Source organism: Glutamicibacter sp. NPDC090743 (genome assembly GCF_044769125.1).
GTDB lineage: Bacteria > Actinomycetota > Actinomycetes > Actinomycetales > Micrococcaceae > Glutamicibacter.
Genome location: NZ_JBIVXE010000007.1, coordinates 154655 through 180127, shown reverse-complemented (window position 1 = coordinate 180127; position 25473 = coordinate 154655). Strand labels below are relative to the sequence as shown.

Genomic DNA, 25473 nt, shown 5'->3' with positions numbered 1-25473 from the left:
CCGCTAGCCTTGCGGGGCTTCGTGGTGCAACGGCAGCTGTCCGTTGGATACCGAATGCTCCGCCTGCTTGATCGCTTCGCTGACCAGACGCACCGGGTGCTCATCGGTGAGGCTGTACAGGACCTTGGTTCCGTCCTGGCGCGTGGTCACCATGCGCGCCATGCGCAAACGGGCCAGGTGCTGGGATACCCCCGAAGGGCTCTTCTCGACCAGCTCTGCGAGCGCGTTGACCGAGAGCTCACCGGCACGGCGCAGATGCAGCACAATCCGGATCCGGGTGGCATCGGACAGCAAGCCGAAGACTTCCGCGGCCAGCTCCACGAAATCCGAGGAAGGATCCGGAGCATAAATCTTATTATCTGCATGCATGCTAATAGACTAATGCTCTCGCCCGGTATTGCCTAGGGCACACCGGAAATATTCCGCGTCCGACTGGAACTAGAATTGGAGCCATGACTGCAACGCTCGTGGCCAAGGACCTGACTGGCGGCCACGCCCACCGAACCCTCTTCTCGAATCTGAACTTCACCGCCGCACCCGGTGATGTCTACGGCGTAGTGGGTGCCAACGGCGCTGGCAAGTCCACATTGCTCTCGCTGCTTGCCGGGGCCGCGGCCCCGCAGGCCGGAACGGTGAGCACCGCCCCGGATTCTGCGTTCATCGGCTGGATGCCCCAGGAACACGACCGCATTCCAGGTGAAACCATCACCGCGTATTTGTCCCGCCGCACCGGTTGCGCCGCCGCCACCACCGCCATGGAATCCACCGCCGAAGAACTTGGCAGCGGCAAGCCCGGTGCGGATGACGCCTACACCGCTGCATTCGACCACTGGATGGCCTGTGGCGCCATGGATCTGGAAGACCGCATCCCCGAGGTGCTGGCCAAGCTCGGCTTCACCCTCCCGGTAGAAACCGAGATGACTGCCCTGTCCGGCGGCCAGGTAGCCCGCGTGGCTCTGGCAGCCCTGCTGCTCTCCCGCTTCGATGCGGTGCTGCTCGATGAACCGACCAATGATCTCGATCTCGAGGGCCTGGAGCATTTGGAGCATTTCATCAATTCCCTGCGCGCACCGGTGATCCTGGTATCGCATGACCGCGAGTTCCTCTCCCGCTGCACCACCGGCATCATCGAATTGGACCTGGCCCAGAACCAGGTAGCCACCTATGAAGGCGGCTACGACTCGTACCTTGCCGAACGGGCCATCAACCGCACCCATGCCCGTGAGGCCTACGAGCAGTTCGAGAACCAGAAAGCCGATCTGGTCTCCCGCGCCCGCACCCAGCGCGAATGGTCCTCGCAAGGCGTGCGCAACGCCATGCGCAAGGCGCCGGACAACGACAAGATCCGCCGCCGGGCCAACTCCGAGTCCTCGGAAAAGCAGGCCGCCAAGGTGCGCCAGATGGAATCGCGCATCGCCCGGCTCGACGAAGTGGCCGAACCGCGCAAGGAATGGGTCCTGCAGTTCTCCATCGCCGCGGCTGAACGCGGGTCCTCGGTGATGTGCACGCTCAACGAGGCCTCGGTATCCCACGGGGACTACGCTTTCGGACCGGTTTCGGTGCAGGTCAACGCCGGGGACCGGATTGGCATCACCGGCCCGAACGGAGCAGGCAAGTCGACCTTGCTGAACCTGCTGCTGGGCAAGCTGGCCCCGCACAGCGGCTCGGCATCCCTGGGCAGTTCGGTGAATATCGGAGAAATCGACCAGGCGCGCACCCAGCTGCCCGGCGACCTGCCACTGGGCGAAGCCTTCGAATTGGAAGTGCCCGAGTACTCCGCAGCGGAGGTGCGCACCCTGCTTGCCAAGTTCGGCTTGAAGGCCGACCAGTCCTCGGCCCTGGTGGATTCGCTCTCCCCCGGCGAGCGAACCCGCGCATCCATGGCGCTGCTCCAGGCCCGCGGGGTGAACCTGCTGGTGCTCGATGAGCCGACCAACCACCTGGACGTGCCGGCCATCGAACAGCTCGAAGAAGCCCTGGAAGCGTACACCGGAGCACTGCTGCTGGTCACCCATGATCGGCGCTTGCTGGAGAATGTGCGACTGGACGCCCGATGGGAAGTTGCACAGGGTCAACTAACGGCCCATTTCTAGGGCCTCACTTGGGCACTTATTGCACTGGCAAGTTCACAGCTATCCAACGTAGGATTGGCACTATGGGAGCCGAGTTTTTCAGTTCTTTCGACTGCGAGGTCGACGCCTAGTACCCAAGGATATTTTCTTGAGCAGCACTGCAACACTCCATCCCCAAGGGCCAACGGTCAAGCCGGGCGATCCCAAGAGCTTCTTCCACGTCAAGAAGTTGGTCACCGAAGCTGGACTGGTCGGACGCCGCCGCGGGCACTATCTCGGGTTGGGCATCGTGCTGACGGTGCTGCTAGCCGGCACCGTTACCGGTTTCATCCTCCTAGGCGACAGCTGGTTCCAGTTGCTGATGGCCGCAGCCTTGGGCCTGCTGCTCACCCAATTCGCGTTCCTGGCACACGAGGCGGCACACCGCCAAATCCTGGCTTCGCACAAGCGCAATGACAAGCTGGGCCAGTTCCTGGCCAATATCGTCGTGGGCATCAGCTACCAGTGGTGGATGAACAAGCACAACAAGCACCACGCCACCCCCAATACCGTGGGCAAGGATCCGGACATCGAGTGGGACACCATCTCCTTCCAGACCGAGGACGCCAAGCGCCAGCGCGGCCTGCTCAAGTGGATCACCAACCGCCAGGGCTACCTGTTCTTCCCGCTGCTCACCCTTGAGGGCTTGAACCTGCATATGCATTCGATCAAGTACCTGTTCAAGGCCGGCCGGGTCAAAAACCGCAAGCGCGAAATGACCGGCATTGCACTGCGCATCGCCATCTACCTGGCGATCGTGTTCTACTTCCTGCCAGTGGGCATGGCTTTCGCCTTCCTCGGCGTGCAGCTGGCAGTCTTCGGCATCTACATGGGTGCCTCCTTCGCCCCGAACCACAAGGGCATGCCGATGGTTCCCCAGGACGCCCGCATCGACTTCTTCTCCCGCCAGGTACTCACCGGACGCAATGTCATGGCCAAGTCCAGCTGGGGAAACCGCGTGCTCTCCCACGTCTACGGCGGATTGAACTACCAGGTGGAGCACCACCTGTTCCCGTCCATGCCGCGCGCCAACCTGGCCGGCGTCTCGCGCATCGTGCGCCAGTACTGCGACGAGCACCAGGTGCCGTACACCGTGGCCAGTGTCCGCGAATCCTACGCACAGGTGATCACCTACCTGAACAAGGTCGGGCTATCGGCCCGGGATCCTTTCGAGTGCCCGATGATCTCCGGATACCGCGTCAGCGCATAGTTCAGGCTGAAGCAGCAAAGAGCTAGGATCCCTTGCCACCAAAGGCAAGGGATCCTAGCTCTTTCCCGTCTGCGTCAAGAACAAGCATCTTTCCGCCGTCCTCCAGCTTGGCGGAGGCAGCGCGCGAGAGCCAGTCATCCACGCCTTCGCAGAACATCTTGGTCGAAGCCAGCGTGGCGAATTCCAGGTCCTCGGATGCACTCCAGGTACCGGCGAGGCGGTTGCAGCCATCGCTGCCGGTGACCTTGCCATCCTCGGACAGCTCCAGCCACGGCTGGCCCTGATCCTTGCTGCCCCACAAGCCGACCGGATCCTGGAGTATCACGCTGGTCTCGCTTTCAGTTGGCTGGCTGGCGCCCGGCTCGCCCGGGGTCGCCCCGCAGGCGGCAACGCCAAAAGCCAAAGACAGTGCCGCGGTGCGCAGGAAGAATCGCTTCATATCCCCCAGCCTAGGTCTTCGGCCCACCCGCTGGCCAGCACCGGATTACGGCTGGGAGTCTACTGGCTGGGTAGGCTCCTTCGGCCCGACAACCTCGATTGCCCCGGTCACCGTACGCTGCACGCCGGTGCTGACGTGAACGACTTCTTCGGCAACTGGCTTGCTGCGGGCAGCATGGCTATGGCGCAGATCGAGGATACCGACCAGCAAGGTGGCCAGGACCAAGAGGGAAATGGCAGCGAATGAGAGCGCCATGGCGATCGAGTACCCGGCTACGTGGTTCATGCCGTAGAAGACAGCGGTAATCACCGCAATGCCCACCGCGGTGCCCACGCGCTGGGAAGTCTGCATCAAGCCGCCAGCGCTGCCGGAGTTGGCCACGGGAACTTCCATGAGGGTCAGCGCCTGGTTAGGCGAAATGATGAAGCCCTGGGCTACGCCGATGAAGGCCAGCGAAAGCAGCATCCACCAGATGCTCAGCAGCCCGCGATCCTCCAGGACCACCACGGCAATGGTGGCCAGCAGGCCGAACAGGGCGCTGAGAATGCCGCCAATGACCATTTTTCGCCCCACGGTCATGACATAGCGTCCGGCGATGTCGGAGCTGAAGGCGGAGAGCAGGGCCGCGGGAAGGCAGATCAGCCCTGCCTGCAGGGCACTGAAGCCCTGGGATTGCTGGACGTAAATGGCCACCAGCACCCAGACGCTGGAAACACCCATGAAGTACAGGCCAGCGATGAGCGTGCCGTTGGTGAAGCTGCGGATCTTGAACAGGGCCAATTCCACCATTGGTTCGCGCCCGAGCTTCTTGTACTTCTTCTCCCACCAGACCCAGAGCACCATGACCAGCACTGCCAAGGCCAGCAGCGACCAGAGCCATGGGGTTTCGCGGCCCTGGACGAATGGCAGGAGCAGGGCGAAAATGCCAACCGCCAGCAGGAGGCCGCCAACCGGGTCCAGATCCACCTTGCCCGCTGGCTTGTTGAACAGCGGCTTGGGCAGCCACAGCAGCGCCAGGACAATGGCCAGCACGCCGACCGGGACGTTGATCAAGAACGTGGCGCGCCAGCCGGCGTCTTCGCCAAACCAGTTGATCAGCAATCCGCCCAGCACCGGCCCAATAGCTACCGAGAAGCCGACGGCGGTGCCCAGCAGCCCGTAGGCCCGGCCGCGGGCCGCGCCACGGAAGTGCTGCTGGATCATGCCCATCACTTGGGGGTTGAGCAGGCCCGAGCCAACGCCCATGATGAAGCGGGCAATGTTCAATACCAGTGGATCCGCGGCCAGCCCTGCGAGGATGCTGGCGGCTGTGAAGATCGCCAGGCCTGCCACGAACATCACGCCACGGCCCAGCAGGTCGCCGGCGCGTCCGGCAGCAACCAGCACCACGCCGAAGGTCAGCGCATATCCTGCCAAGACCCACTGCAGGTCCGCTTCGGTGGCGTGCAGGGTGGAACCGATGGCAGGAAGAACCACGTTGACGATGCTGACCGAAACCAGCGACATGAACATCGCTGCCAGCAGCACGCCCAGCAATCGCCATCGTGCTCCGGCCGAGAGTTCTTCAGCAACTGGTACCGGATGCGGCTTGCTCTGGGACATGGGCCAACTTTCAAACGAATTCCAGGCCGCACAATCCTGCGGTCCTTCAACCTACAGCGTTGGCCAGCTGGCTAATATTCCCTGTCGAAGTGCTTATTTCACTCTTTGTGGTCTTCGGCGGCCCGGTTGAGCTCGAGCATCTGCGCAATAGCCAGCAACCGCAACTCGACGACTTCCCCGAAAAGGTCATCGCTGTCCTGCTGCGGCAGCTCGAGCGCTTGGCGTGCCAGCGGTGCCGGAACTTCCGGGTAGGCGTCAAGCAATTGGACCGGCACCAGCGAGCTCACGTAGTCCGGGCTGTCCTTCGAGCGGCGGTCATAGTAGTAATCCACATGCATCACGAAACCCAGGACATCCCGTTCCAGGGCGCGGACCATGGCCACTGCCTGCTTGAGCGTCAGGCCGATATCCACGAAGAAGGCGAGGATCCGTTCCATCAATTCATTGCGGAACGGGCCGGGCTCCACCTTGAGCTTTTCGTCGAGCGTCAATTGCGAGGCCCGGGGGTAGGCCCGGTAGGCCCGGCGCGTCGCGTTGTACGCTTCGGTCACCCCGAGCTTCCAGTCGTTGCAGTCGAACTCGATCAGCGGATTGATCGAGATGAAGCGCCCTACCGCCAGGTTGATGACTTCTTGGCGATCCGCCACGTAGTTGTACAACGCCCGCGGGGTGACATTGAATTCGGCCGCAAGACGGTGCATGGTCAGCGCGTCGTAGCCCTCGGCACCGGCGATTTCCAGAGCCTTCTGGGCCAGCTGCTCTTTGCTCAGGGACTGGAACTCAGAGTCCTTGCGCGGGCGCCCGCGACCACGTTTTGTCGGTTCAGGAGAGGAATTTTCCTTATTCTCGGCCATGTCACGAGGATATACGCATTTTCTCTGTAAATTCCCATTAAGCGCCTACAAGTATTAAAACTCCTAAAACAGGGCCAGCAATTTCCTGGCTCGCTCGTGCCACATGCCGGCAGCTAGCGCAAGATGTCCTACGGCGAAGCTCATGCCGCCAGCCAGCCACGGCCACGCCAGGACCGCCCCGTAGGTTCCTGGCAGCGCAGCGACGAATCCAGCGGCCATCACCAGCAGGCCGGCTGCGACCAGAGCAAGATGAGCCAGCTTCCAGCGGAAGGGCAGCAGCATCGCCAGCACGGCCAGCAGCGCGGCCGGAGCCAGGATCAGCCATGGCGCAGCGCTGAAGCTGGCCAAGCCTTGGTAGCTGGCAAACCCCAGGACCAGGATCAGCAGCACCGCCGCGCACACCAGCCAGCCGGGCCCGGGGCTTGCCATGGAACCGCGCATCATCAGCAGCGGGGTGAAAACCTGTGCCCAGAGCAGCACGGTCACCGGAATGAAGAAGAGCGAGAGCTGTCCGCCACCGGCCGCGCAGATAACGGTCATGATCACAGCCCCGAGGATGTGGATGGTAGTGCCGGCACTATTGGGCAGCCACAACGGAACCAGGCTGAGGATGACCGGAATGAACGCCAGCCAAATCAGCTGGGATCCGATCAGCAATTCGAGTTGCCCCAGCAGGCCGCCGACTCCCCCGGCAACAAAGCCGAAGCTCTGTTCGTTGGCCAAGGCGGCTTGCGGCGGGGCGAAAAGCACCACCATCAGGGTCAGCAGTGCGAGAGCGAATATTGGCCACGCCAGAATACGCGTCAGGAAGTACTTGCCGCTGCCCACTTCCAGGGCTTCGGGCTCATGGCGTTCGAATTTGAGCGCACGCGAGGCAGGCTCGCCGAGCAAGCGGATCAAATCGCTCTTGCGGCGTCCGCCGCCAGGCAGGCGGAGAATCTCCTGCTTGGTGGTTTCAATGACTTCGTTGCGTTCTTGCAAAGACAAGAAATCCAGCGCACGGCGAAGTTGCTCCAGGTAGTTGCGGGCGGCGCGCGGCAAGTAGGGCTTCATGCCTTTTACTCTACGTGCTCCGGCCCATGGGCTGACGCAGGCAAAATGGGGCAACGCCAGTGGCGTTGCCCCATCTGCCCGAAGCGGTCAGCTGCTGCCGGCTACTTGCCTGCGCCGGCGGTCAGGCCGCCGACAATGTACTTCTGCAAGAACAGGAACAATGCCATCACCGGGATCGCTGCCAGTACCGCACCGGCGGCGAAGACCGACCAGTTGGAGGTGAACTCCTCCGAGACGTAGGAGTACAGGCCCACAGCCAACGTCTGGTTCTCCGGGGAGACCAGGATGACCGAGGCGATCACGAAGTCCGAGGTGCTGGAAATGAAGGACAGCAGGCCCACGACGGCCAGGATCGGTGCCACCAGGCGCAGGATCATGGTGAAGAAGATGCGGGCATGGCCAGCACCATCGATCTTCGCCGCTTCATCGATTTCCACCGGAATGGTGTTGAAGAAGCCGTACATCAGATAGGTGTTCACACCCAGTGCCCCGCCCAGGTACACCATGATCAATGCGATCTGGTTATCGATGCCCAAGACCGGGAAGACATCTCCCAGCGAGGTGAGCAGGATGAAGATCGCCACCACGGCCAGCAGCTGCGGGAAGATCTGCACAATCAGCAAGCTGACCAGGCCCACGCGGCGGCCGGTGAAGCGCATCCGCGAGAAGCTGTAGGCAGCCAAGGCGCCGAGGAACACCGAAGCGGCCGCCGTGGTCAGGCCGATCACCAAGGTGTTGATGAACCAGGCGCCGAAGGGACGCTGCTGATTCTGGAACAGCTCCACGTAGCTGTTGAAGCCGATGGTGGTGAACAATCCATTGGAAGACAGCAGGGTTCCATTGGGGTTCAGCGAGGCCGAGAGCACGTAGAGCAGCGGGAAGGCCGCATAGATGCACAGGGCCACGCCGATCAGGTGGCGCCACCCGGTGGAGGCGAACCATTTGCCCAGGCCCTGGCGCCCCGCGCGTCCCTTGGGTGCGCCGGCTACCGGCCTGCCGGTGATTTCGGTGCTCATTAGTTCAGCTCCTCCAGTGCCTTGGTCTGCTTGAAACTGATAATCGAGATGATCGCGACGATCACGAAGATGATGATGGAGAAGGCGCTGGCCAGGCCGTAGTCGCGCTGGGAACCAACGAACGCCACCTTGTAGACCATGGAAATCAGGATGTCGGTGGATCCCACGTTCAGTCCTGCATCCTGCATGCGCGGCCCGCCTTCGGTGAGCATGTAGATCACGTTGAAGTTGTTGAAGTTGAAGGCGAAGGAGCTGATCAGCAGCGGAGCCACCGAGACCAGCAGCAGCGGCAGCTTGATCAACCGGAAGATCTGGAACGGCTTCGCCCCGTCGATGGTGGCCGCTTCGGAGAGTTCATTCGGAATGGACTGCAGCGCCCCGGTGCAGACCAGGAACATGTACGGGAATCCGAGCCACAGATTCACCCAGAGCACGGAGAACTTCGCCAGCCACGGGTCGGTCAGCCAAGGGATCTGCGCTCCGCCCAGGAGCACCTGGTTGACGAACCCGAAGTCGCGGTTGAGCATGCCGGCCCAGACCAGCCCGCCCAGGAACGCAGGGAATGCGTAAGGCAGGATCGAGATGACGCGGTAGACCTTCCGCCCCTTCATGCGCAGGTCGTTGAAGACAATCGCCAGGAACAGCCCGAGGAAGAAGGTGGTCGCCACCGACAGGAAGGCGAAGGCGAAGGTCCACACGGTGACAGAGAACAGGGCGTTGCGGATCGAGGAATCGGTGACCGCACGGGTGAAGTTCTCGAAGCCCACGTTGATGGACCAGCCGGGCATCAGCTGCGAGCCGTCTTGCGCGGTATACGCGCCCACGCCGGTGTCCCGGTACACCACGCCGGTCTTCTGATCGGTCATGGTGTCCGCGGCTTCATCATGCTTGATGGAGGAAGTGTACTGGTAGGCGGTGCGGCCATCGCTGGTGCGCAAGGTGCCATCTGCCGGGTTCTCGGTGAATGGAACGGCCAGCGAGGTGACTTCCTGCTGGCGGCCCAGCAAATCGGCGAAAGCCAGTTCGGAGTAGTCCCCCAGGCCAGCGGGGTCTACCGGGACGAAAGGATCATCCGCATCGCCGAGCAGCTGCTGGCCATCGCGCTCAATGAGCATCGCCAGCCCGTCTTGTCCTTCGAGGATGGACACCGGGTAGCCGGCTGATCCCTCGACGCGGTTCTGGTTGGATTGCAGCAGCGCGTTGATCGCGTCATCCTTATCCGAGTTGTGCCCCGAACCGTAGTTGGTGAAGGCGATATACCCGGTGTAGCCGATCACGAAGACCTGGAAGATCAGCAGGAAGATGGTGCCCGGCAGCAGGTACTTTGCCGGCAGCCATCCGCGCTTGAAGTAGACCACGTTGATCAGCACGGTAATGGCCGCGATCACCGCGGCGATCGCCCAGGCTTCGCGCCCCAGTGCGGTGAAGACCGCGAAGAGCGCGGTCGCATCGACGATCGCCACCAGGATGATCTTGGCGAGCATGGCCCCAATGGAGGTGCTGGTGGCATTCGCGAAGCGCCTGGCTGCCGGTGACAGCTTGGGCTTCGTCTCCTCGGTGCCGGGTTGCGGCCCTTGGCGGGCGGTCTTTGTCATCTTCCAGATATCCCTGTCGATCAAGTGCAGTTGGCGCTGGTGAATTGCAGGCGCTGGGGCCCGGAAGAGTTCCTCCCGACCCCAGCGCCCACCGTTGTGCCTGGTGGCAGGTGTTCCTACTTCGAGATGGCCTTTTCGATATCCGAGGTCATCTGCTTCCAGCGCTTGGCTGGATCAGCCTTGCCGGTGATGATCTCGGCCTCGGCTACGCCCCAGAACTCCCATACGGCAGCCATTTCCGGGATGTTCGGCATCGGCACACCGTTGGCGCCGACCTCGCCGAAGGCAGCGATGGTTTCATCGGCCTTGGCCGCTTCGAATGCCGCGTTGTTTGCCGGCGGGCGGTTGCCTACCTCGTACAGTTCGGTCTGGACTTCTTCGGTGCCGATGTAGTTGGTCAGGAATTCGGTAGCGGCCAGCAGGTTCTCGGTCTTCGCGGAAACGAAGAAACCCTGCACGGCGACGAATGGCTGGGCCTGTTCTCCACCGGCCGATGGAATCGGGTCGATTTCCAGGTTGATCTCAGCTTCTTCCACTGCTTCCACGTTCCATGGACCGGTCAGGAAGAATGGCGAGTCGCCGGAGACGAACTTCTCCTTGGCAATGTCCCCGTCGAGGCTGGTCTTCAGGTTGCCTTCTTCGCCCTCTTCAGCCAGCCACTTGGCGAACTCGATGCCGCCCTCGTTGCCGATCTGCAGATCTGCCGGGTCATAGGCGCCCGTATCATCGGTGCCGAACACCGGTGCGCCGAAGGAGGTCTGGAACGGGTAGGCGTGGAATGGGTCGCCGACATCAGAGACCTGCACCAGGAACGGGAATTCAGTGCCGGCCTTCTCGCCGGCGGCAATCATGTCATCGAAGCTCGTCGGAGCTTCCTTGACCAAATCCGCATTGCGCAGCAGGGCCAGGTTCTCCGTGGCGTAGGGAACGCCGTAGGTGTTGCCCTCGTAGCTCATGGCGTTGACGGCGACGTCCTGGAATTCGCCGGCCTTGTCGCCCAGCTCAACTGGCTGCACGACACCGTTGTTGACCAGGTTGCCCAGCCAGTCGTGGGCGCCGATGGTGATATCCGGGCCCTTGCCGGTAGGAACCTGGCGCAGGAAGTCTTCCTGGATCTTGGAGAAGTCCTTGATCACCAGGTCCACCTTGACCCCGGACTGCTTCTCGAAGTCCGCCGCGGCCTCCTTCAGCACTGGTTCGCGGTTGGCATCCACCCATACGGTCAGTTCGCCGCCGGAGGCGGCTGCCGGGGAGGATTGCGCCGCTGCGGGGCTGGAAGAAGCTGCTGGCTCGCCGGTGCCAGACCCGCCGCAAGCGGTGAGCGAGAGTGCGGCAATGGCCGTCAGTGCTCCGCCGAGAAGCCAAGGGTGCTTATTCACCTTCATGGGATGTCCTTTCGTGACAACTGTGTCATCAGGGACCGGGTCGGCCGCGATTTCCGCTGAACCTGCCGGTCGGGTCTTTAGTGGTGCGAGTAACACATTGATTGTAAGCGTTTACAGCGTGGCACAGATCATGAAAATTGACAACAATGCCGATAAAATCAGTTTTATCGGCCGAGGCGCGAATTCTGACCTCGCCATGGAACGAAGGCTTTGAAGCATAATTGCAAGCGTTTACAAACTCTGGTGAATCATTTATCGTTACCGTCATGACTTCAATTCGTTCAGCAGCTGATTCCCTTGTGCAATCCGAAGACTCGCAGTGGTGGCGCTCCTCGGTGATCTACCAGATCTACCCGCGCTCCTTCGCCGATTCCAATGGCGATGGGATGGGCGATCTGCGCGGCATTACCCAACGCCTGGAAAGCATCGCTCAGCTTTCGGTCGACGCGATTTGGCTGTCGCCATTCTTCACTTCCCCGCAGAAGGACGCCGGATACGACGTATCGGACTACTGCGATGTGGATCCGCTGTTTGGAACCCTGGAGGACTACGACGCGATGGTCGCCAAGGCCCACGCATTGGGCCTGCGCGTCATCATCGACCTGGTTCCGAACCACTGCTCGGACCAGCACCCGTGGTTCCAGGAAGCGCTCAAGGCGGCGCCCGGCTCCCCCGAACGCGACCGCTTCATCTTCAAGGACACCCCGGCAACCGGGCGCCCGAATAATTGGGATTCGGTCTTCGGCGGCCCGATGTGGACCGAAACCAGGAATCCTGATGGCAGCGCCGGCCAGTCCTACCTGCATATCTTCGACTCCTCGCAGCCGGACTTCAATTGGCACAACGAGGAAGTGCGCGCGATGTTCCGCGACGTCCTGCGCTTCTGGCTGGACCGGGGCACCGACGGCTTCCGCGTTGACGTGGCCCACGGGCTGATCAAGGCCGAGGGCTTGCCGGACTTCACCCCGGACCCATCCGGAGCTTCCATGGGCGGCACCGACGAACTGGCTCCGTGGTGGGGCCAGGATGGCGTGCATGAGATCTACCGCGACTGGCGCAAGGTCATGGACGAGTACGACGGCGAGCGCGTGCTGTGCGCCGAGGCTTGGGTCAATCCCCTGTCGCTGATGGCCAAGTGGGTGCGCGAGGACGAGATGCACCAGGCTTTCAACTTCCCTTACCTCTCCTGCGACTTCGATGCCCAGCAGATCCGCGAAACCATCGACCAGTCCCTGGAGGAGTTCGGCAAGGTCGGCGCCCCGAGCACCTGGGTGCTCTCCAACCATGACGTGGTGCGCCATGCGACCCGCTTGGCGCTGACCGATGAGAACCCGCAAGGCGAGGGCATCGGCCTGAACACCCCAAACCTGCCGGAGGCTGCCGTGGGATTGCGTCGCGCTCGTGCTTCCAGCGCGTTGATGCTGGCCCTGCCAGGTGGCGCCTACATCTACCAGGGCGAAGAGCTGGGCCTGCCAGAAGCCGTTGAACTGCCAGATGAGGCGCGCCAGGATCCTACTTGGTTGCGCACCAATGGCGAGCGCTACGGACGTGACGGCTGCCGGGTGCCCTTGCCCTGGGAAAGCGGCAAGCCCGCTTTCGGCTTCAGCGCGACCGGTGAAAGCTGGCTGCCGCAGCCGGAAGGCTGGGATTCCTATGCCCGCGATGCGCAGGTCGATGACCAGTCTTCCACACTGAACCTGTACCGCCGCCTGTTGCAGCTGCGCCAGGATCACGCACTGGGCACCGGCACCCTGGATTGGGTCGAAGGCACTGCGGATGATGTTCTGGCTTTCACCAACGGCACTGTGCTGGTCGTGGCCAACTACGCTGCAACTGCACAGCCCTTGCCTGCCTGTGCGCAGGGCGCCACCGAACTGGTGCGCAGCCAAAGCGAGATTTCGGCGGAATCGGGAATGATTCCGGGCGAAACCACGCTCTGGTTCCAGTTGCCGTAGCCGGCAATCTGCTGACCGGCTGCAGCCGCACCGGGTAATGTTGGGCAGGAGCCGTGGCCAGGGGAAGGAATTTCCCCTAGCCATGGCTGTGCCCATGAAGGAAGGAAGAGAAGTGGCCGGGATCAAAGACGTCGCACAAGCCGCTGGCGTATCCATTGCCACCGTCTCGCGCGCATTATCTGGCCGGGGTTCTGTCTCCGCGTCCGCGCAGGAGGCTGTGCAGCGCGCCGCCACCGAGCTGGGCTATGTGGTCTCATCTTCCGCGTCCGGGCTGGCCTCGGGACGCACCCGCAACATCGGCGTGCTCGTTCCGGTGATCAACCACTGGTTCTATGCCTGCGTGCTGGAAGGCATTTCCAGCCGCTTGATGGACGAGGGCTATGACACCACCCTCTATCAGCTGACCAAGGACCGCACCCAGCGCGAGAAGATCTTCTCCGATTTCCTGCTGCGCCAGCGCGTGGATGCGGTGATCGCGGTCAACGTCGAGTTGGCTGGGGACGAGGTCCAGGCGCTGCTGGCCATGGACAAGCCCCTGGTTGGCGTGGGAGGACCGCTTCCCGGTGTGCCGACCCTGCACGTGAATGACGAAGCGATTTCTGCCCTCGCGACCGGGCACCTCATCTCCCTGGGCCATGAACGCATTGGCTTCATCGGCGGCAACGCGGAAACCGATGTGGATTTCATGGTGCCCACCCACCGCCGCACCGGCTACGAGCGGGCGCTGGCCGAGGCTGGACTTGAACTGGATGAGTCGCTGTTCGCCAGCGCGGACTTCTCCATGGCCCAGGGCTACGCGGTGGCCAAGCAGCTGCTGGGCAACCCGGCATCCCGTCCGACGGCAGTGTTCGCAGCCAGTGATGAAATGGCCATTGGCGCGATCCTGGCCGCCCGCGATCTCGGTTTGCAGCTGCCCCATGACCTGTCGGTCATCGGCGTGGACAATCACGACCTGGCCGAGCTCTTCGGCTTGACCACCGTCGAGCAGCGTCCGCGTGAGCAGGGGCAGCTGGCGGTCGCCATGCTGCTGCGTGCTATCCGCGGCCAGGAACCGGCGCAAGCCCACGAGTTGGGTCATCGGCTGATCGTGCGCTCCTCCACCACCCGCCCCGCCCAATAACCGGCCCAGGAATTCCCCGGGCCCAAACGCCGGCGGCCTAGGTGCAATCGATGGCGGTGGCCGGAATTTGGCCGTGCAGCAAACTGCCCGCTGCATCCGCCCACTGATCGGCAAACCACCGGTCGCCAGACGCGCAAATGCCCGCGCGGGCCAGGATCGCTTGATCGCTTGCCTGCGCGGGCATTGTACTGCCGCGAAACTAGTGCGCCACGCGCGAGTCGGCCTGTTCGCCCTCGATTTCTTCCACGTGCAGGTTGCGTCCACGAGTCTCGCCCACCCAGAGCACCGCTGCCACGGAAATGATGGTCAGCACCATGATGTAGATGGCAATCGAGATCGAAGAACCTGTGGTCTCCAGCAGGATCTGCGCAACGGTGGCCGCGAAGGCACCGCCCAAAATAGCGCCAATGGCGTAGCCAATGGAGATGCCCGAGTAGCGGATCTGCGCCGGGAACATCTCCGCGTACATCGCCGACTGCGGGCCGTAGGACAAGCCCAGGCCAACGGTCAGCACGAAGATCGCAATGGTGTACAGCACGATGTTTCCGGTGTCGACCATCAGGAACATCGGGATCATCCAGATGAACACCAGCGCGTAGCCGATCACGAAGGTATTGCGGCGCCCGATCTTGTCCGAGAGCCAGCCGCCGACCAGGGTGAAGATCAGCCAGCCCACCGAACCGATGGTGGTAGCCAGGAGGATCGGCGCCACCGGCATCTCGAGGACCTTGGTGGTGTAGGAAATGAAGAACGCGATCACCAGGTAACCGGCGGCGTTGTTCGAGATGAAGATCAGCGCTGCCTGCAGGACCTGCTTGGAATGGCTGGTCATCAGCTCGCGCAGCGGGGTGTGCTCGGAAGCCTTGCGCTGGGCGAGCTGCTTGAAGACCGGGGATTCCTCGACCGCACGGCGGATCATGTAGCCCACGAAGATCAGCGCAATGGAGAGCAGGAACGGAATGCGCCAGCCCCATGCGGCGAACTCTTCCGGGCTCATCGCAACGCGCAGGATGTAGAGCAGGCCGGTAGCCAGGATCATGCCGATGGGCACGCCGATCTGCGGGTAGGCGCCGAAGTAGCCGCGGCGATCCTTTGGTGCGTGCTCTACCGCCATCAAGGCCGCACCGCCCCATTCGCCACCGGCCGAGAAGCCCTGGACCACGCGCAGGAGCACCAGCAGGATTGGCGCGGCCACGCCGATGGACGCGTAGGTTGGCAACAGGCCAATGGCCGCGGTGGCAACGCCCATGAGGATCAGGGTGAGCACCAGGATGCGCTTGCGTCCGTAGCGGTCGCCCAGGTGGCCGGCAACCACTGCGCCCAGGGGACGGAAGAAGAAGGAGATGCCAATCATTGCGAAGGAAAGGATCTGCGCGACACCCGGATTCGACTGCCCCAGGGGCTCGAGGAACAACGGGGTCAGCAGGGTCGCGGTGAGCTGGGCGAAAATGAAGAAGTCGTACCACTCAATGGTGGTGCCCACCAGGGTGCCGGCAAGAACCCGGCGCTCCTCCTGGGTGCGAGTGACAGTCGATGACATGAGTTGGCCTTTTTGCGAGTTGTTTACCGACCGTTCGGACGGTTTATGTCGCACACCATCATATGCCCACAGTGAAGCAGATCACAAGATCTATCCAAATCGTGACCAGCTCCAGCCAGGCACCCTCTCCCGCACTGGGCCGGGAATTCGGTGTTCTAATAGAGAACGACTAAAATCGGATATAGATCACCGACCGCCAGGTCCCCCCGGTTCACTACGAAGGCCCTCGACGACGTTCCAGCAGCGCCGCACGCCAGATTGAAGAACAATGCCTACCTCCCAGACGCTTTCGCGTGGAATCCGCGTCCTTGAAATCGTCGCCAATTCCCCGGTCAATCTATCCATCGCGGAAATCGCCGCGAAACTGGAAGTCCACCGCTCCATTGCCTACCGCATCATCCGCACCCTGGAGCAGCATCACCTGCTCAACCGCGATGAGGCCGGGCATATCCGTTCCGCTTCCGGCTTGGCCGTGCTCGCCCGCTCGGTCCAGCGCGACCTGCAGGCGGCCGCCACCCCGGAACTCACCGCGCTGGCCAACGAGCTGTCGATGACTGCTTTCGTGGCCGTCTGGGAACACGACCTGTGCACCACCTTGCAGTCGGTCTCCCCGTTGAACTCCCAGCGCGCGATCGTCCACCGCCCGGGCTCGGTGCACGGCATGGATGTGGGAGCTGCCGGCATCGCGATCCAATCGCGCTATGCCAAGGCCGAGTGGGATGCCCTGGACACGGGCATCGAGTACCGCGAAGCTGCCGTCGCGGCCCGGGTTGACGGCTATGCCACCAGCGAGAATGAAGTCATCCAGGGCGTGACGTCCATTGCCGTTCCGATCCAGCATTCCGGGCAAACCCCGGCGGCCTTGGCCGTCGTCTTCGCCGCCAGCACGGTCGGCGGGTACGAACGCATGATCGAGGAACTCAAGCACGCAGCGGCGCGCATCAGCGAAAAGCTCGCGCACTAGCAATTCCCGGCGGGGAAAGAAGCATCCCGCTGCCTTTCGCCTGCTGGGCGAGGTGCAACGGGATGCTTCTTATCCAGCTTTGCTGGCCGGCCGCAAGATGCGCAGAGTTCTTGCCCTAGCGGACGCGGGCCAGCGACGGGGACTTCGCGACAACGATCTTCATCGCCACAGCGGCCAGGAAGATCACCAGTGCGCCACCGGTGGAGACCCAGAAAGCGCCGAGGTAGCCCAGGGTCTCGGCGAAGACGCCGGCCAAGCCGTTTCCGATCGCGGTTCCCACAACAATGCCGGCAGAGAGCATGGTCATCACGGTGGACAGGCGCTGCGGCGGAGCTACTTCGCCGCCCAGGGTCATGACCGTGACGATCACCGGCCCTACCGCAAATCCTGCGATGAACAGGGCAACCAGCATCAGCGGCACATTGCCGGCCACGTGCAGCCCGAAGCTGAGCACGGTCAATGCTGCGCCGCACAGGATCCAGCGGTTGATCTGCTTGAAGGCCTGCGGCCAAGCAGCCACGGAAATCGCGGCAATCGCGCTGGAGAACCCCATGGCGCCATAGAGCAGGCCGCCGGAGTTGGAATCGCCCTGCGCCCCGGCAAAGGCCAGGGTACCGGCCGCCGAGGAACCGAAGACCGTGCCCAGCGCCATCATGCCCAGGACCAGGGCACCAATTGCGGCAACCTGCGCGCCGCTGATCGAGACCTTGGGAGTGTGCTCGGCGGTTCTCGCCGGCTTCACCGCATTGCCGGTACGGTGCGAAGCGAACACCGGCACCAGCACCAGGGTCAGCAGGGCGGCAAGGTAAAGCGGCAGCACCGGATCCACCAGGGATGCCAGCAGGCCCACGGCAACCGGGCCGAAGACGAAGCCCAGTTCATCGAACATGGACTCCAGGCTCAATGCCGCCGAAAGGACCTTGTGGTTCTTCTTCTGCTGGCGGGTGATCGCAATCCAGCGGACGCGGGACATCGGGCCGACCTGCGGGCCGGTAGCACCGGTGGCCAGGCACATGATCGAGAGCAAGGCCGCGGACATGTCCGGTCCCGAATCGGCAAACAGCGTCAGGGCAACCAGCAGGATGGTGTGGATGACCGCGACCGTGGTCAATACCGGGCGCTGGCCCACCCGGTCAGCCAGATAGCCGATGCTCGGACCGCCAATGGCGGACCCCAGGCCAACCATGGCCGCGGCCAAGCCGCCCATGGCATATGAGCCGGTGGTAGCAGTTACCAGGGTCATGGACCCGATGGTGAGCATCGCCAGCGGGAGGCGTGCAAGGAAAGTAAGCGGCAGGAAGGGTGCTCCCACCAAAGGAACTAACGCGGAGTATCCGGACATCTTCTCGGATTCCTCACTGTTTTCCTTCGACAAAGTAGGCTGAGTCAACAAAACTCCATGACGAAGCGTGCGTCGTCCCACACCCCCCGACGCACAAAATTTCCCAGGCATGCCTGATGGCACTACTTTCAAGATAGCTACTGCCCTGGGGCAAGTCCAATCTATCCAGCCAAGATCACAGTGCCATCGCGTTCAATGGTGGAACCGTGCTGGGTCTTGCTGACCGAAATCCGATTGGTGATGCGCTGCTTCATTTCTGCCACGTGGGAGACCAAGCCGATGGTGCGGCCCCCGGCACGCAAGTTTTCCAGCGCCTGCATGACTTCTTCCAGCGTCTCGGCATCCAGCGAACCGAAGCCTTCATCGACGAAGAGCGTCTGCATGTCCACTGCCCCGGAATGGTGCGAAATGACATCCGCCAGGCCCAGTGCCAGGGCCAGCGAGGCCATGAAGGTCTCGCCTCCGGAGAGCGTCTGGGTCTCCCGGCGCTTCCCGGTCCACGAATCGAGCACCTGCAGCCCCAACCCGGACTTCGAATTGCCCTGCTTGGAATCATCATGGTGCAGCGAGTAGCGGCCGCCGGACATCATGCCCAGGCGCTGCGTTGCGGCGATTGCCACTTCCTCCAGCCGGGCAGCGAGCACATAGGTGCTCAGCGTCATCTTGTAGAGGTTCTCTCCCCCGCCACGAATCACTTCAGCCAATCCGCGCAGCCGGCGGTAGGCTTCGATGACCGGGCCTGCCTCGGTCCGCTGGCGTTCAAGATCAGTGGCTGCTTGCTCGTGGCGAGCGAGCTGGGTCTGCGCCAGCACTTCTTGTTCCCGCGCCGCTTCGAAGCGTTCTTCGGCAAGGGAAGAGCGCAGCTTCGCTTCGGCAATCCCTTCTTCGCTTGGCCCTTCAAGGCCCTGCGCGGATAATTCCTGGGCCTTGCGGCAGTCCTGCGACGCTTCAAGCGTGGCAATGGCACTGGCCAGATCGGCATCGGCACGCTGCAGCTGGCGCAGGCGCTCGCGTTCGGCGCTGTCCAGCAAGGCGGCCTCGAAGGCAGCCGGATTCTCGAAACCGGCGGCCGTGCGCTGGCTATTCCAGTTGGCCTCGGCCTTCTCCAGCGCCTCGCTAGCCTCAAGGAAACGGCGCAGGTTCTGCACCGCGCTGGCCAAGCCCTGGGACGTGGCGGACAGCTGCGCCACAAGTTCGGCCAGGTTCTCCCGGCCTTGGCGCAGCTGCTCCAGCTTGGCATCGAGTTCTGCCAGCTGGGTTTGCAGGGACTGCGCCCGCTGCTTCGCGGTGGCGTGCTCGAGTACTGCCTGGGATGCCCGCGCGTTCTGCTGCTCGGTACGCTGGCGCACCGCATCCAGCTTTGCCACGCGGGCAGCGATTTCTCCTTGCTGCTTCTGCTCCCGTTCCAGTCCGGCCCGCGCCGTGGCAAGCTCCGCCCGCAGGTCCGCGACCGGGGCATCGCCGGCAGCTTCCTGCGCGGCCTGGAACTTGGCCACCAGGGTGTCGCGCGCCTGCGCGGCCCGTTGCCCGGCAGCTCTTGCCACAGCCACCGCGGTTTCCAGCGTCTGGATCTGCTCATCGTCGATCAGCGGCGCATCGGCATCCGCCCGGGCCGGGGCGGGATGCTCTTGCGCACCGCAGACCAGGCACGGTTGCCCGTCTTCCAGCGCGGCAGCCAATCGCAAAGCGCTCTGGGCCAGCTGCTCGGTACGCAGGTCAAGCAAGGTATTGGCTACGCCTACAATCTCCAGCTCTTGTGCGCTGGACTGCTCCCGTGCGGCCAGCGCCTGCTTCTCCAGGGCGTCGCGCTCGGTGGCATGCTGGATCCTGGTCTCCAGCCCCTTCACCTGTTCCTTGGCCTGCTGGACCTTGCCGCCGGCGGCTACCTGGTCGAGGTCCGCGGCTTCCAGCGCAGCACGTTCGGCCTTGAGCAAGGCAACTTCGGCTTCGGCCTGGGCACGGGTCTCTTCCTGCGCAGCGGCCAGTTCGGCGGCTTTGCGTGCCTGGCCGGCCAGGACGTCGCGGCGCTTTTCATCGTCCAGGCCCGCCTTGGCCACCGCTAGTTCTTCGGCCGCTTGCTGCGCCGGCAGGCGCAGCTGCTCCAGACCGGCAGCGTCGGCACTGGGGTCCAGTCCCTGTTCGGTTTCAAGCCACAGCTTGCTGTCCAGCCAGGTGCCCTTGGCCTGCTCCTGGGCAACGGATGCCTCCTGGAGCTGGGCCTGGTAGGCACGCACCGCGCCTGCCTTGGCATCGCTGTCCAAGCGCGCGGCAGCCGCTGCGGCCGCTTCATGGTTCTGGGCATAGCCGGCCTGCATGCCGCGCAGCTCGGCCAGGCGCGCGAAGATCCGGCGGCGTTCCTCCAGGGCCTGCGCCTGCTCGCGGGTGCGGGTCATCTCGGTGCGCAGTTTGGCCGCTTCTAGGGTCGAGTCCCGGTGAACCGCCGCGATCCGGCGGTGATAGCCGGCGAACTGCTCGGCACTGCTCAGGTCCCCCGCAGCGGCCTGTCCAGCGCCTTCGCCGTCGGTTTCGGCGTTCGCTTCTCCGCCGGCCTCAGCGGACTCATCGATGGCTTCGCGGCCGGCGAGGAACGCCCGGGCAGCGGAATGGATGGCCTCTTCACTGGCGCTCAGGCGTGCTTCCAGGCTCTCGGTTTTCTTGCGCTCTTCGGCCAGCCGGGCGGCGAATTCATCCTCGATCCGCGCATAGCCGCTGGTATCGAAGAGATTCGCCAGGAGATCTTCGCGGTCCTTGGCCTTGGCCCGCAGGAAGTCCGCAAAGCCGCCCTGCGGCAGCATGACTACCTTGGTGAACTGCTCGCGGTCCAGACCCAGCAGGCTGCCCAGGACGTGGCCCACCTCGTCGTTGCGGGTGGACAGTTCCTTCCAGCCCGAACCGGTGAACTCGCGCAGGAAGCTGGCGGCCTTCTGCTCGGTGGTCTTGTTCTTGCCGCGCTTGGACGGGCGCATCCAGGCCGGCGAACGGGTGACCTCGAAGCGCCGGTCGCCGATGGTCAGCTCGCAGACCACTTCCGGAGCCAAACCGGCCGGGGCATGATCCGAACGGATCTGCCGGCTGCCGGCACGGCTTCCGGGCAGCGCGCCGTACAGGGCGTAGCAGATCGCATCCAGGATGCTGGACTTGCCGGCACCGGTGGGGCCATCAAGCAGGAACAGCCCGCCTTCGGCCAGTTCATCGAAGTCGATCTCTTCGGTGCCTGCGAAGGGCCCGAACGCCTGGATCTGGAGTTTGTGGATTCTCACTGGCTGGCCTGTGCCTCTCGGGTGGCTTGGATGACGGCGCCGATGACTTCCCGTTCCAGTTCATCGGCCGCGCGTTCGCGGACATGTTCCATGAAGTCCCCCACCACTTGTTCGGTGCTGGCGGCCTTGGCCATGCGCTCGGCATAGCTCGCCGGCTTGGCATCCCCGCCGGCGTGATCGGGGGCGAAATTCAGCACCACAGTGTCGGGGAAACGGGTCCGAATCGTTGCCATCGCGTCGGCGGGGCGCTCGCTATCGGTCAGCGTGACCTGGCACCATGCATCGACGGCGGATTCCAGTTCCGGATCCGCCAGGAGCTCAGCGAGCTTGCCCTTGAGGATGGCCAATTTCTTCGGCACCGGAAGCAGGACTTCCTGCACGGACTCTATGCCCCGGGCGTTGGTGTCGATCAGCCATACGCCCTTGCGCTGCGTTGCCTCGGAGAAGGAGTATGCCAGCGGAGAGCCCGAATAGCGCACGTGCTCCTTGACCTTCTGCCGTCCATGCAGGTGCCCCAGCGCCGAGTAGTCGAAGCGCTCGAAAAGCTCTGCCGGAACCACGTCGAGGTTGCCGGTGCTCAGCTCGCGTTCGGAGTCGCTGCCGTAGCCGCCGGCGGCGAACAGGTGGGCCATCGCGATGGAAACTACCGGTTTTTCCCCTGCCCGCAGTTGCGCAAGATCTTCATCGATCTGCGATATGGCTGCACGCACGACCGCTTCGTGGCTGGCCTTGGCCACGCCCAGGCGTTCCATCACCATGCGCGGTTCCAGGTACGGGATGCCGTAGATGGCTACCTGGTGGTCGCCGGCCTCGCGGATGACCGGCAGCAGCATGCGTTGGAGGTCGGCGATGATGTGCACCCCGGCGCTGTCCAGGAGCTCTGCGCCGAAGCCCAGACGGGAGGCCGAGTCGTGGTTGCCGCTGGTGACCACGACGGCGGCCCCGGTGGCGCGCAGCTCGCGCAGCACCCAGTTGCACAACTGGACGGCATCCACATGCGGCAGCGCGCGGTCGTAGATGTCACCGGAAATCAGCACCGCATCAACCTGCTGATTAATCGTGATATCGATGATTTCCTGCAGCACTGCGCGCTGCGCTTCGATCAGGGAGGCCCCGTGGAAGGTCCGTCCCAAATGCCAGTCCGAGGTGTGAAGCAATCGCATGTGTCCAACCTTATGCAATGCCGCGGACAACTTGGACATTAGAATGGTGATGTGAATGAAACCGGTGAAACTGCACTCCTGCCAGAGAACTACTCAGACAAGGTGTTTGCGATCCTCCTCGGCCTAGCCGATGGCGCAACCCACGCCCGTGACGAAATTGACCCCGGGGCCACCGAAATCCTCCCGCTCTACCTGGCCGACGGCCTGCTGGAAGCGCTGGAATGGGCCAACGACGGTGTCGCCAGCGACGAAGCGGCCTGCATGTGGCTTGCGGCCCTGCGCGGCTACAGCAAGATCGCCGGCTCCTTCCCGGAACGCGCCCCGCAACCGCTGGGCCGCTGGATCGACAAGGAATTCGCCAACGTCGAGATCTTCGAGAAGATCCTGGACGGCGATCCGCAGAACCTCGCCGGCCTGGACAGCCCCGACATGGGACAGCCAGGGCGTCCCACCGGCGCTGGCGCCGACTCCACCGGCGTGCTTCCGCGTGCCGCGATTGCCGCGCTGCTGGCTCGGGTCCCTGTGGGCACCACCGAGACCCTGGCCCGTTCGGCCGCCTTCCTGACCCACGACGACCAGGCGGCCAAGACCGCCATTGCCGCGGCGAAGATCATCCGCTCGGCCATGGAACGCTCCGAGGCCGCCACCGGCGAATGGGCCGAGCTGCTCGTTGGCCTGCAGGGCCCGTCGGCCGATGCGCTGCGCGAGGTGGCCACCAGGATCGCCGAGAACATCTCGCTGTCCCCCGAAGAGGCCTACGCGGCGTACTTCGGCGAGCATGCCGCCGAGCAAGACGCGGAATCGGACATCGAGGCCGCCCCGGCGGCAACCGCCGAAGAAGAAGCCAGCCGAGATCCCGAGGTCGACGCCTACGCTGTAGCGCTGCTGGCTGCCATCTACGGCACCGAAGCCGTCGGCGAGCGCCCCGCGAGCGCACTGGATGACATCATCTCCGAGCTGCATGACCGCTGGATGGCACTGCTGGTCTAGGAACCGCGCCCAGAAAAAAATGGCAGAAGCCCGGCCGGCACAGATTCGATCTGTGCCGGCCGGGCTTCTGCGGTTTGCTAGGCGGTCAGCCCGAACCCGCCAACCATCTGCATGAACTCGCCTTCGGAGATGATGCTGACCCGCTGGCCCTTTTCGCGCAGCCGGAGTACGTGCTTGGCCTTGTTGGTCAGCCGCCCGTTGGCCAGATCCTCCGGGACGAAGCCGTCTCCGACGACCAGCGCCGTGGTGGCGCGGGTGACCCGCGAGGCGGTCTGCGCGCCGTGTTCGGCGGCCAGTTCCTTGGCCTTGGGGCGCGGCATGGACAGGTTGCCGGTGAACACCATGATCTGGCCGAACAGCGGATGGCTGGGATCCGCGTTGTCGCTCGGCTTCGGGTTCGGCCCTTCCTGCGGCCAGTTGTTGAAGGAATCCTGCGGCGGCAACGGGTTGCCAGCAGCCAGCCAGCCCTGGGCGTCGCGGGTGGCGCGGGACAGTTCGTGGCCTGGCTGCCACGGCTGGGTCAGGCTCAGCCGGACGCCATAGTGGTCTGCCGTCTCCAACACGGACTGCTGTCCGCTGCGCCCGGCGATATCGATCATTGCCCAGGCACAGGCCACAGCGTCAGCCAGAGCCTCGTGGTGGTTTTCGATAGGGTGCCCGGCTTCTTCGGCAACGAACGGCAGCGAGTAGCTGGGCAGATCATAGGCCTTGCGGGAGAGCTTGACGGTGCACAGGTGCGCAATTTCCGGTACCGGCAGTTCGCCGGCTTCGCACGCCGCGCGGATCACTCCGGAATCGAACGAAGAATTGTGGGCCACCAGCACGTCGGATCCGATGAATTCCAGCAGTTCCGGAATCCTGTCGGTCACCCGTGGCGCGGCGCTCACCATGTCGGGGGTGATGTGGTGGATCGAGACGTTGCGCGGGTCGAAGTGGTCGAAGCCTGCCGGCGGCTGCATGAGCCACTGTTCGGTTTCGACGATTTGCCCGGAGCGTACCTTGACCAGGCCCACCGAACAGGCGGAACCAATAAAACCGTTTGCTGTCTCAAAATCTACTGCTGTGAAGTCCAATGCCACGCCCAATAGCTTACTCGCTTAATCGCTGGCACCGGCATGCGTGACATTCGCGCACCGCGGACCGCGCGGTGACCGCCGGGCGATAACGTGCCAATAATTCGCTGCAACCCGATTTTGACCTGTATCGATCAAGTTATCGGCGGCCTGGCTGGCTTGGGCGCAAGGCAGGGCATCTCACAATCATCAGCCGGCCGCATTGAGCGAGTCGAACCCTGCACGCAGGGAACTCAGCGCCCGAACAGCTCCTCGTAATGCTCGCTGAGCGCCGGATAGTAATCGGCCTCGAAGTCCACGCTGTCGGCATCGGCTCCGTTCACCACGGCTGCCAGGCGGTCCAGGTAGTAGTCCCAGCCCGGCCCGACGGAGCCGGCGAGCTGCGGGTCAAGGCCCGGCATCCGGAAGACCAGGGAACTGCCCTCGCCGCAGGACTGCACCGCGAGCTCCAGCCGCCAGGCCGAGGGGCCTGTTCCAAGTTGCACCTGCAGGTGGTGCATGCGCGGATCGCAACGCAGGATTTCGACTCGTTCGGTGGGTGAACCGTCCTCGAGCAGCATCACCACGTCCACCGCGCCGCGCTCCGGGTCCCCGTGCCATGGGCCATACCAGAGCGCCAAGCACTGGGAGTCTGCCAGATAGCGCCAGATCCTGCTCGGGGATTGGGTGAACTCGCGGCGCAATTCCAGCGCTCCGTCTGCGGTTCGAATTCCGGTCGGCGAGGCGCTCATGATTTCTCTCCTGGGTTGCTCCCCTGCCGCCGCGGCACGGGCGGCTCCAGCGCCTTCACCGGCAGTCATT

Annotated in this window: 20 protein-coding genes; 6 read left to right on the top strand and 14 right to left on the bottom strand. The window is 63.6% G+C overall.

Going from position 1 to position 25473, the window contains the following annotated elements; all coding sequences use genetic code 11:
• Positions 1-3 precede the first annotated feature (3 nt).
• The gene (locus ACIQTS_RS15525) at positions 4-369 is read right to left on the bottom strand and encodes an ArsR/SmtB family transcription factor (protein WP_400290838.1); all 366 of its coding nucleotides are present in this window, start codon (positions 367-369) and stop codon (positions 4-6) included.
• 83 nt (positions 370-452) lie between these two features.
• On the opposite strand from ACIQTS_RS15525, the gene ACIQTS_RS15520 reads away from it, so the two are divergent.
• Both ACIQTS_RS15520 and ACIQTS_RS15515 read left to right on the top strand, forming a co-directional pair.
• Positions 453-2093 (top strand): ABC-F family ATP-binding cassette domain-containing protein, encoded by a 1641-nt coding sequence (locus tag ACIQTS_RS15520; RefSeq protein WP_402473815.1) that lies wholly within the window; start codon positions 453-455, stop codon positions 2091-2093.
• Positions 2094-2220: 127 nt separating this feature from the next.
• Positions 2221-3321: a fatty acid desaturase family protein gene (locus tag ACIQTS_RS15515; protein ID WP_402473814.1), complete on the top strand. Its 1101-nt coding sequence runs from the start codon at positions 2221-2223 to the stop codon at positions 3319-3321.
• Between the two features lie 22 nt (positions 3322-3343).
• Here the strand turns inward: ACIQTS_RS15515 and ACIQTS_RS15510 are convergent, their stop codons facing one another.
• The 7 genes from ACIQTS_RS15510 to ACIQTS_RS15480 all read right to left on the bottom strand — a co-directional run bounded on the left by ACIQTS_RS15510 (position 3344) and on the right by ACIQTS_RS15480 (position 11265).
• Positions 3344-3760 (bottom strand): META domain-containing protein, encoded by a 417-nt coding sequence (locus tag ACIQTS_RS15510; protein WP_402473813.1) that lies wholly within the window; start codon positions 3758-3760, stop codon positions 3344-3346.
• A gap of 45 nt (positions 3761-3805) precedes the next feature.
• A complete protein-coding gene (locus ACIQTS_RS15505) occupies positions 3806-5362 on the bottom strand; it encodes an MFS transporter (protein ID WP_402473812.1) in 1557 nt (518 codons plus the stop codon).
• Positions 5363-5460: 98 nt separating this feature from the next.
• Positions 5461-6216, bottom strand: coding sequence for a TetR/AcrR family transcriptional regulator (locus ACIQTS_RS15500; protein ID WP_400290827.1), 756 nt, complete (start codon positions 6214-6216; stop codon positions 5461-5463).
• Between the two features lie 63 nt (positions 6217-6279).
• Positions 6280-7269, bottom strand: coding sequence for a hypothetical protein (locus ACIQTS_RS15495; protein ID WP_402473811.1), 990 nt, complete (start codon positions 7267-7269; stop codon positions 6280-6282).
• 101 nt (positions 7270-7370) lie between these two features.
• Positions 7371-8285 (bottom strand): sugar ABC transporter permease, encoded by a 915-nt coding sequence (locus ACIQTS_RS15490; protein ID WP_105658448.1) that lies wholly within the window; start codon positions 8283-8285, stop codon positions 7371-7373.
• Positions 8285-9880, bottom strand: coding sequence for an ABC transporter permease subunit (locus ACIQTS_RS15485; RefSeq protein WP_400290822.1), 1596 nt, complete (start codon positions 9878-9880; stop codon positions 8285-8287). Before ACIQTS_RS15485 ends, ACIQTS_RS15490 begins: the two co-directional genes overlap by 1 nt.
• 116 nt (positions 9881-9996) lie before the next feature.
• Positions 9997-11265, bottom strand: a complete 1269-nt coding sequence (locus tag ACIQTS_RS15480) for an extracellular solute-binding protein (protein ID WP_402473810.1) — start codon at positions 11263-11265, stop codon at positions 9997-9999.
• A 266-nt stretch (positions 11266-11531) separates the two neighbouring features.
• Here ACIQTS_RS15480 and ACIQTS_RS15475 point away from each other — a divergent pair, with 266 nt between their 5' ends.
• Both ACIQTS_RS15475 and ACIQTS_RS15470 read left to right on the top strand, forming a co-directional pair.
• Entirely contained in the window at positions 11532-13220 is a 1689-nt protein-coding gene (locus tag ACIQTS_RS15475; protein WP_402473809.1) for a glycoside hydrolase family 13 protein, read from the top strand.
• Positions 13221-13332: 112 nt separating this feature from the next.
• Entirely contained in the window at positions 13333-14340 is a 1008-nt protein-coding gene (locus ACIQTS_RS15470) for a LacI family DNA-binding transcriptional regulator (protein WP_402473808.1), read from the top strand.
• A 199-nt stretch (positions 14341-14539) separates the two neighbouring features.
• Here the strand turns inward: ACIQTS_RS15470 and ACIQTS_RS15465 are convergent, their stop codons facing one another.
• The gene (locus ACIQTS_RS15465) at positions 14540-15880 is read right to left on the bottom strand and encodes an MFS transporter (RefSeq protein ID WP_105658444.1); all 1341 of its coding nucleotides are present in this window, start codon (positions 15878-15880) and stop codon (positions 14540-14542) included.
• 268 nt (positions 15881-16148) lie between these two features.
• On the opposite strand from ACIQTS_RS15465, the gene ACIQTS_RS15460 reads away from it, so the two are divergent.
• Entirely contained in the window at positions 16149-16844 is a 696-nt protein-coding gene (locus ACIQTS_RS15460) for an IclR family transcriptional regulator (RefSeq protein WP_133834432.1), read from the top strand.
• A gap of 115 nt (positions 16845-16959) precedes the next feature.
• On the opposite strand, the gene ACIQTS_RS15455 is transcribed toward ACIQTS_RS15460, so the two are convergent.
• The 3 genes from ACIQTS_RS15455 to ACIQTS_RS15445 form a co-directional block, all read right to left on the bottom strand.
• On the bottom strand, positions 16960-18234 hold the full coding sequence (locus ACIQTS_RS15455; RefSeq protein ID WP_133834433.1) for an MFS transporter: 1275 nt from the start codon (positions 18232-18234) through the stop codon (positions 16960-16962).
• Positions 18235-18347: 113 nt separating this feature from the next.
• Positions 18348-21446, bottom strand: a complete 3099-nt coding sequence (locus ACIQTS_RS15450) for an AAA family ATPase (RefSeq protein WP_402473807.1) — start codon at positions 21444-21446, stop codon at positions 18348-18350.
• The gene (locus ACIQTS_RS15445; RefSeq protein ID WP_400290811.1) at positions 21443-22609 is read right to left on the bottom strand and encodes an exonuclease SbcCD subunit D; all 1167 of its coding nucleotides are present in this window, start codon (positions 22607-22609) and stop codon (positions 21443-21445) included. The genes ACIQTS_RS15450 and ACIQTS_RS15445 overlap by 4 nt, the downstream gene beginning before the upstream one ends.
• Positions 22610-22660: 51 nt before the next feature.
• Here ACIQTS_RS15445 and ACIQTS_RS15440 point away from each other — a divergent pair, with 51 nt between their 5' ends.
• A complete protein-coding gene (locus ACIQTS_RS15440) occupies positions 22661-23599 on the top strand; it encodes a hypothetical protein (RefSeq protein ID WP_105658439.1) in 939 nt (312 codons plus the stop codon).
• A gap of 77 nt (positions 23600-23676) precedes the next feature.
• Here ACIQTS_RS15440 and ACIQTS_RS15435 read toward each other — a convergent pair whose 3' ends face one another.
• Both ACIQTS_RS15435 and ACIQTS_RS15430 read right to left on the bottom strand, forming a co-directional pair.
• Positions 23677-24678, bottom strand: a complete 1002-nt coding sequence (locus ACIQTS_RS15435) for an exonuclease domain-containing protein (protein ID WP_105658459.1) — start codon at positions 24676-24678, stop codon at positions 23677-23679.
• Positions 24679-24905: 227 nt separating this feature from the next.
• Positions 24906-25403, bottom strand: coding sequence for an SRPBCC domain-containing protein (locus tag ACIQTS_RS15430; RefSeq protein WP_105658438.1), 498 nt, complete (start codon positions 25401-25403; stop codon positions 24906-24908).
• Positions 25404-25473: the final 70 nt, after the last annotated feature.

Excerpts from the sequence above, each read along its gene's own strand:
- ACIQTS_RS15505 (WP_402473812.1), bottom strand. The coding sequence starts at position 5,362 with ATGTCCCAGAGCAAGCCGCATCCGGTACCAGTTGCTGAAGAACTCTCG.
- ACIQTS_RS15430 (WP_105658438.1), bottom strand. The coding sequence starts at position 25,403 with ATGAGCGCCTCGCCGACCGGAATTCGAACCGCAGACGGAGCGCTGGAA.
- ACIQTS_RS15490 (WP_105658448.1), bottom strand. The coding sequence starts at position 8,285 with ATGAGCACCGAAATCACCGGCAGGCCGGTAGCCGGCGCACCCAAGGGA.
- ACIQTS_RS15485 (WP_400290822.1), bottom strand. The coding sequence starts at position 9,880 with ATGACAAAGACCGCCCGCCAAGGGCCGCAACCCGGCACCGAGGAGACG.
- ACIQTS_RS15520 (WP_402473815.1), top strand. The coding sequence starts at position 453 with ATGACTGCAACGCTCGTGGCCAAGGACCTGACTGGCGGCCACGCCCAC.
- ACIQTS_RS15525 (WP_400290838.1), bottom strand. The coding sequence starts at position 369 with ATGCATGCAGATAATAAGATTTATGCTCCGGATCCTTCCTCGGATTTC.
- ACIQTS_RS15495 (WP_402473811.1), bottom strand. The coding sequence starts at position 7,269 with ATGAAGCCCTACTTGCCGCGCGCCGCCCGCAACTACCTGGAGCAACTT.
- ACIQTS_RS15475 (WP_402473809.1), top strand. The coding sequence starts at position 11,532 with ATGACTTCAATTCGTTCAGCAGCTGATTCCCTTGTGCAATCCGAAGAC.
- ACIQTS_RS15480 (WP_402473810.1), bottom strand. The coding sequence starts at position 11,265 with ATGAAGGTGAATAAGCACCCTTGGCTTCTCGGCGGAGCACTGACGGCC.
- ACIQTS_RS15510 (WP_402473813.1), bottom strand. The coding sequence starts at position 3,760 with ATGAAGCGATTCTTCCTGCGCACCGCGGCACTGTCTTTGGCTTTTGGC.
- ACIQTS_RS15500 (WP_400290827.1), bottom strand. The coding sequence starts at position 6,216 with ATGGCCGAGAATAAGGAAAATTCCTCTCCTGAACCGACAAAACGTGGT.
- ACIQTS_RS15465 (WP_105658444.1), bottom strand. The coding sequence starts at position 15,880 with ATGTCATCGACTGTCACTCGCACCCAGGAGGAGCGCCGGGTTCTTGCC.
- ACIQTS_RS15445 (WP_400290811.1), bottom strand. The coding sequence starts at position 22,609 with ATGCGATTGCTTCACACCTCGGACTGGCATTTGGGACGGACCTTCCAC.
- ACIQTS_RS15460 (WP_133834432.1), top strand. The coding sequence starts at position 16,149 with ATGCCTACCTCCCAGACGCTTTCGCGTGGAATCCGCGTCCTTGAAATC.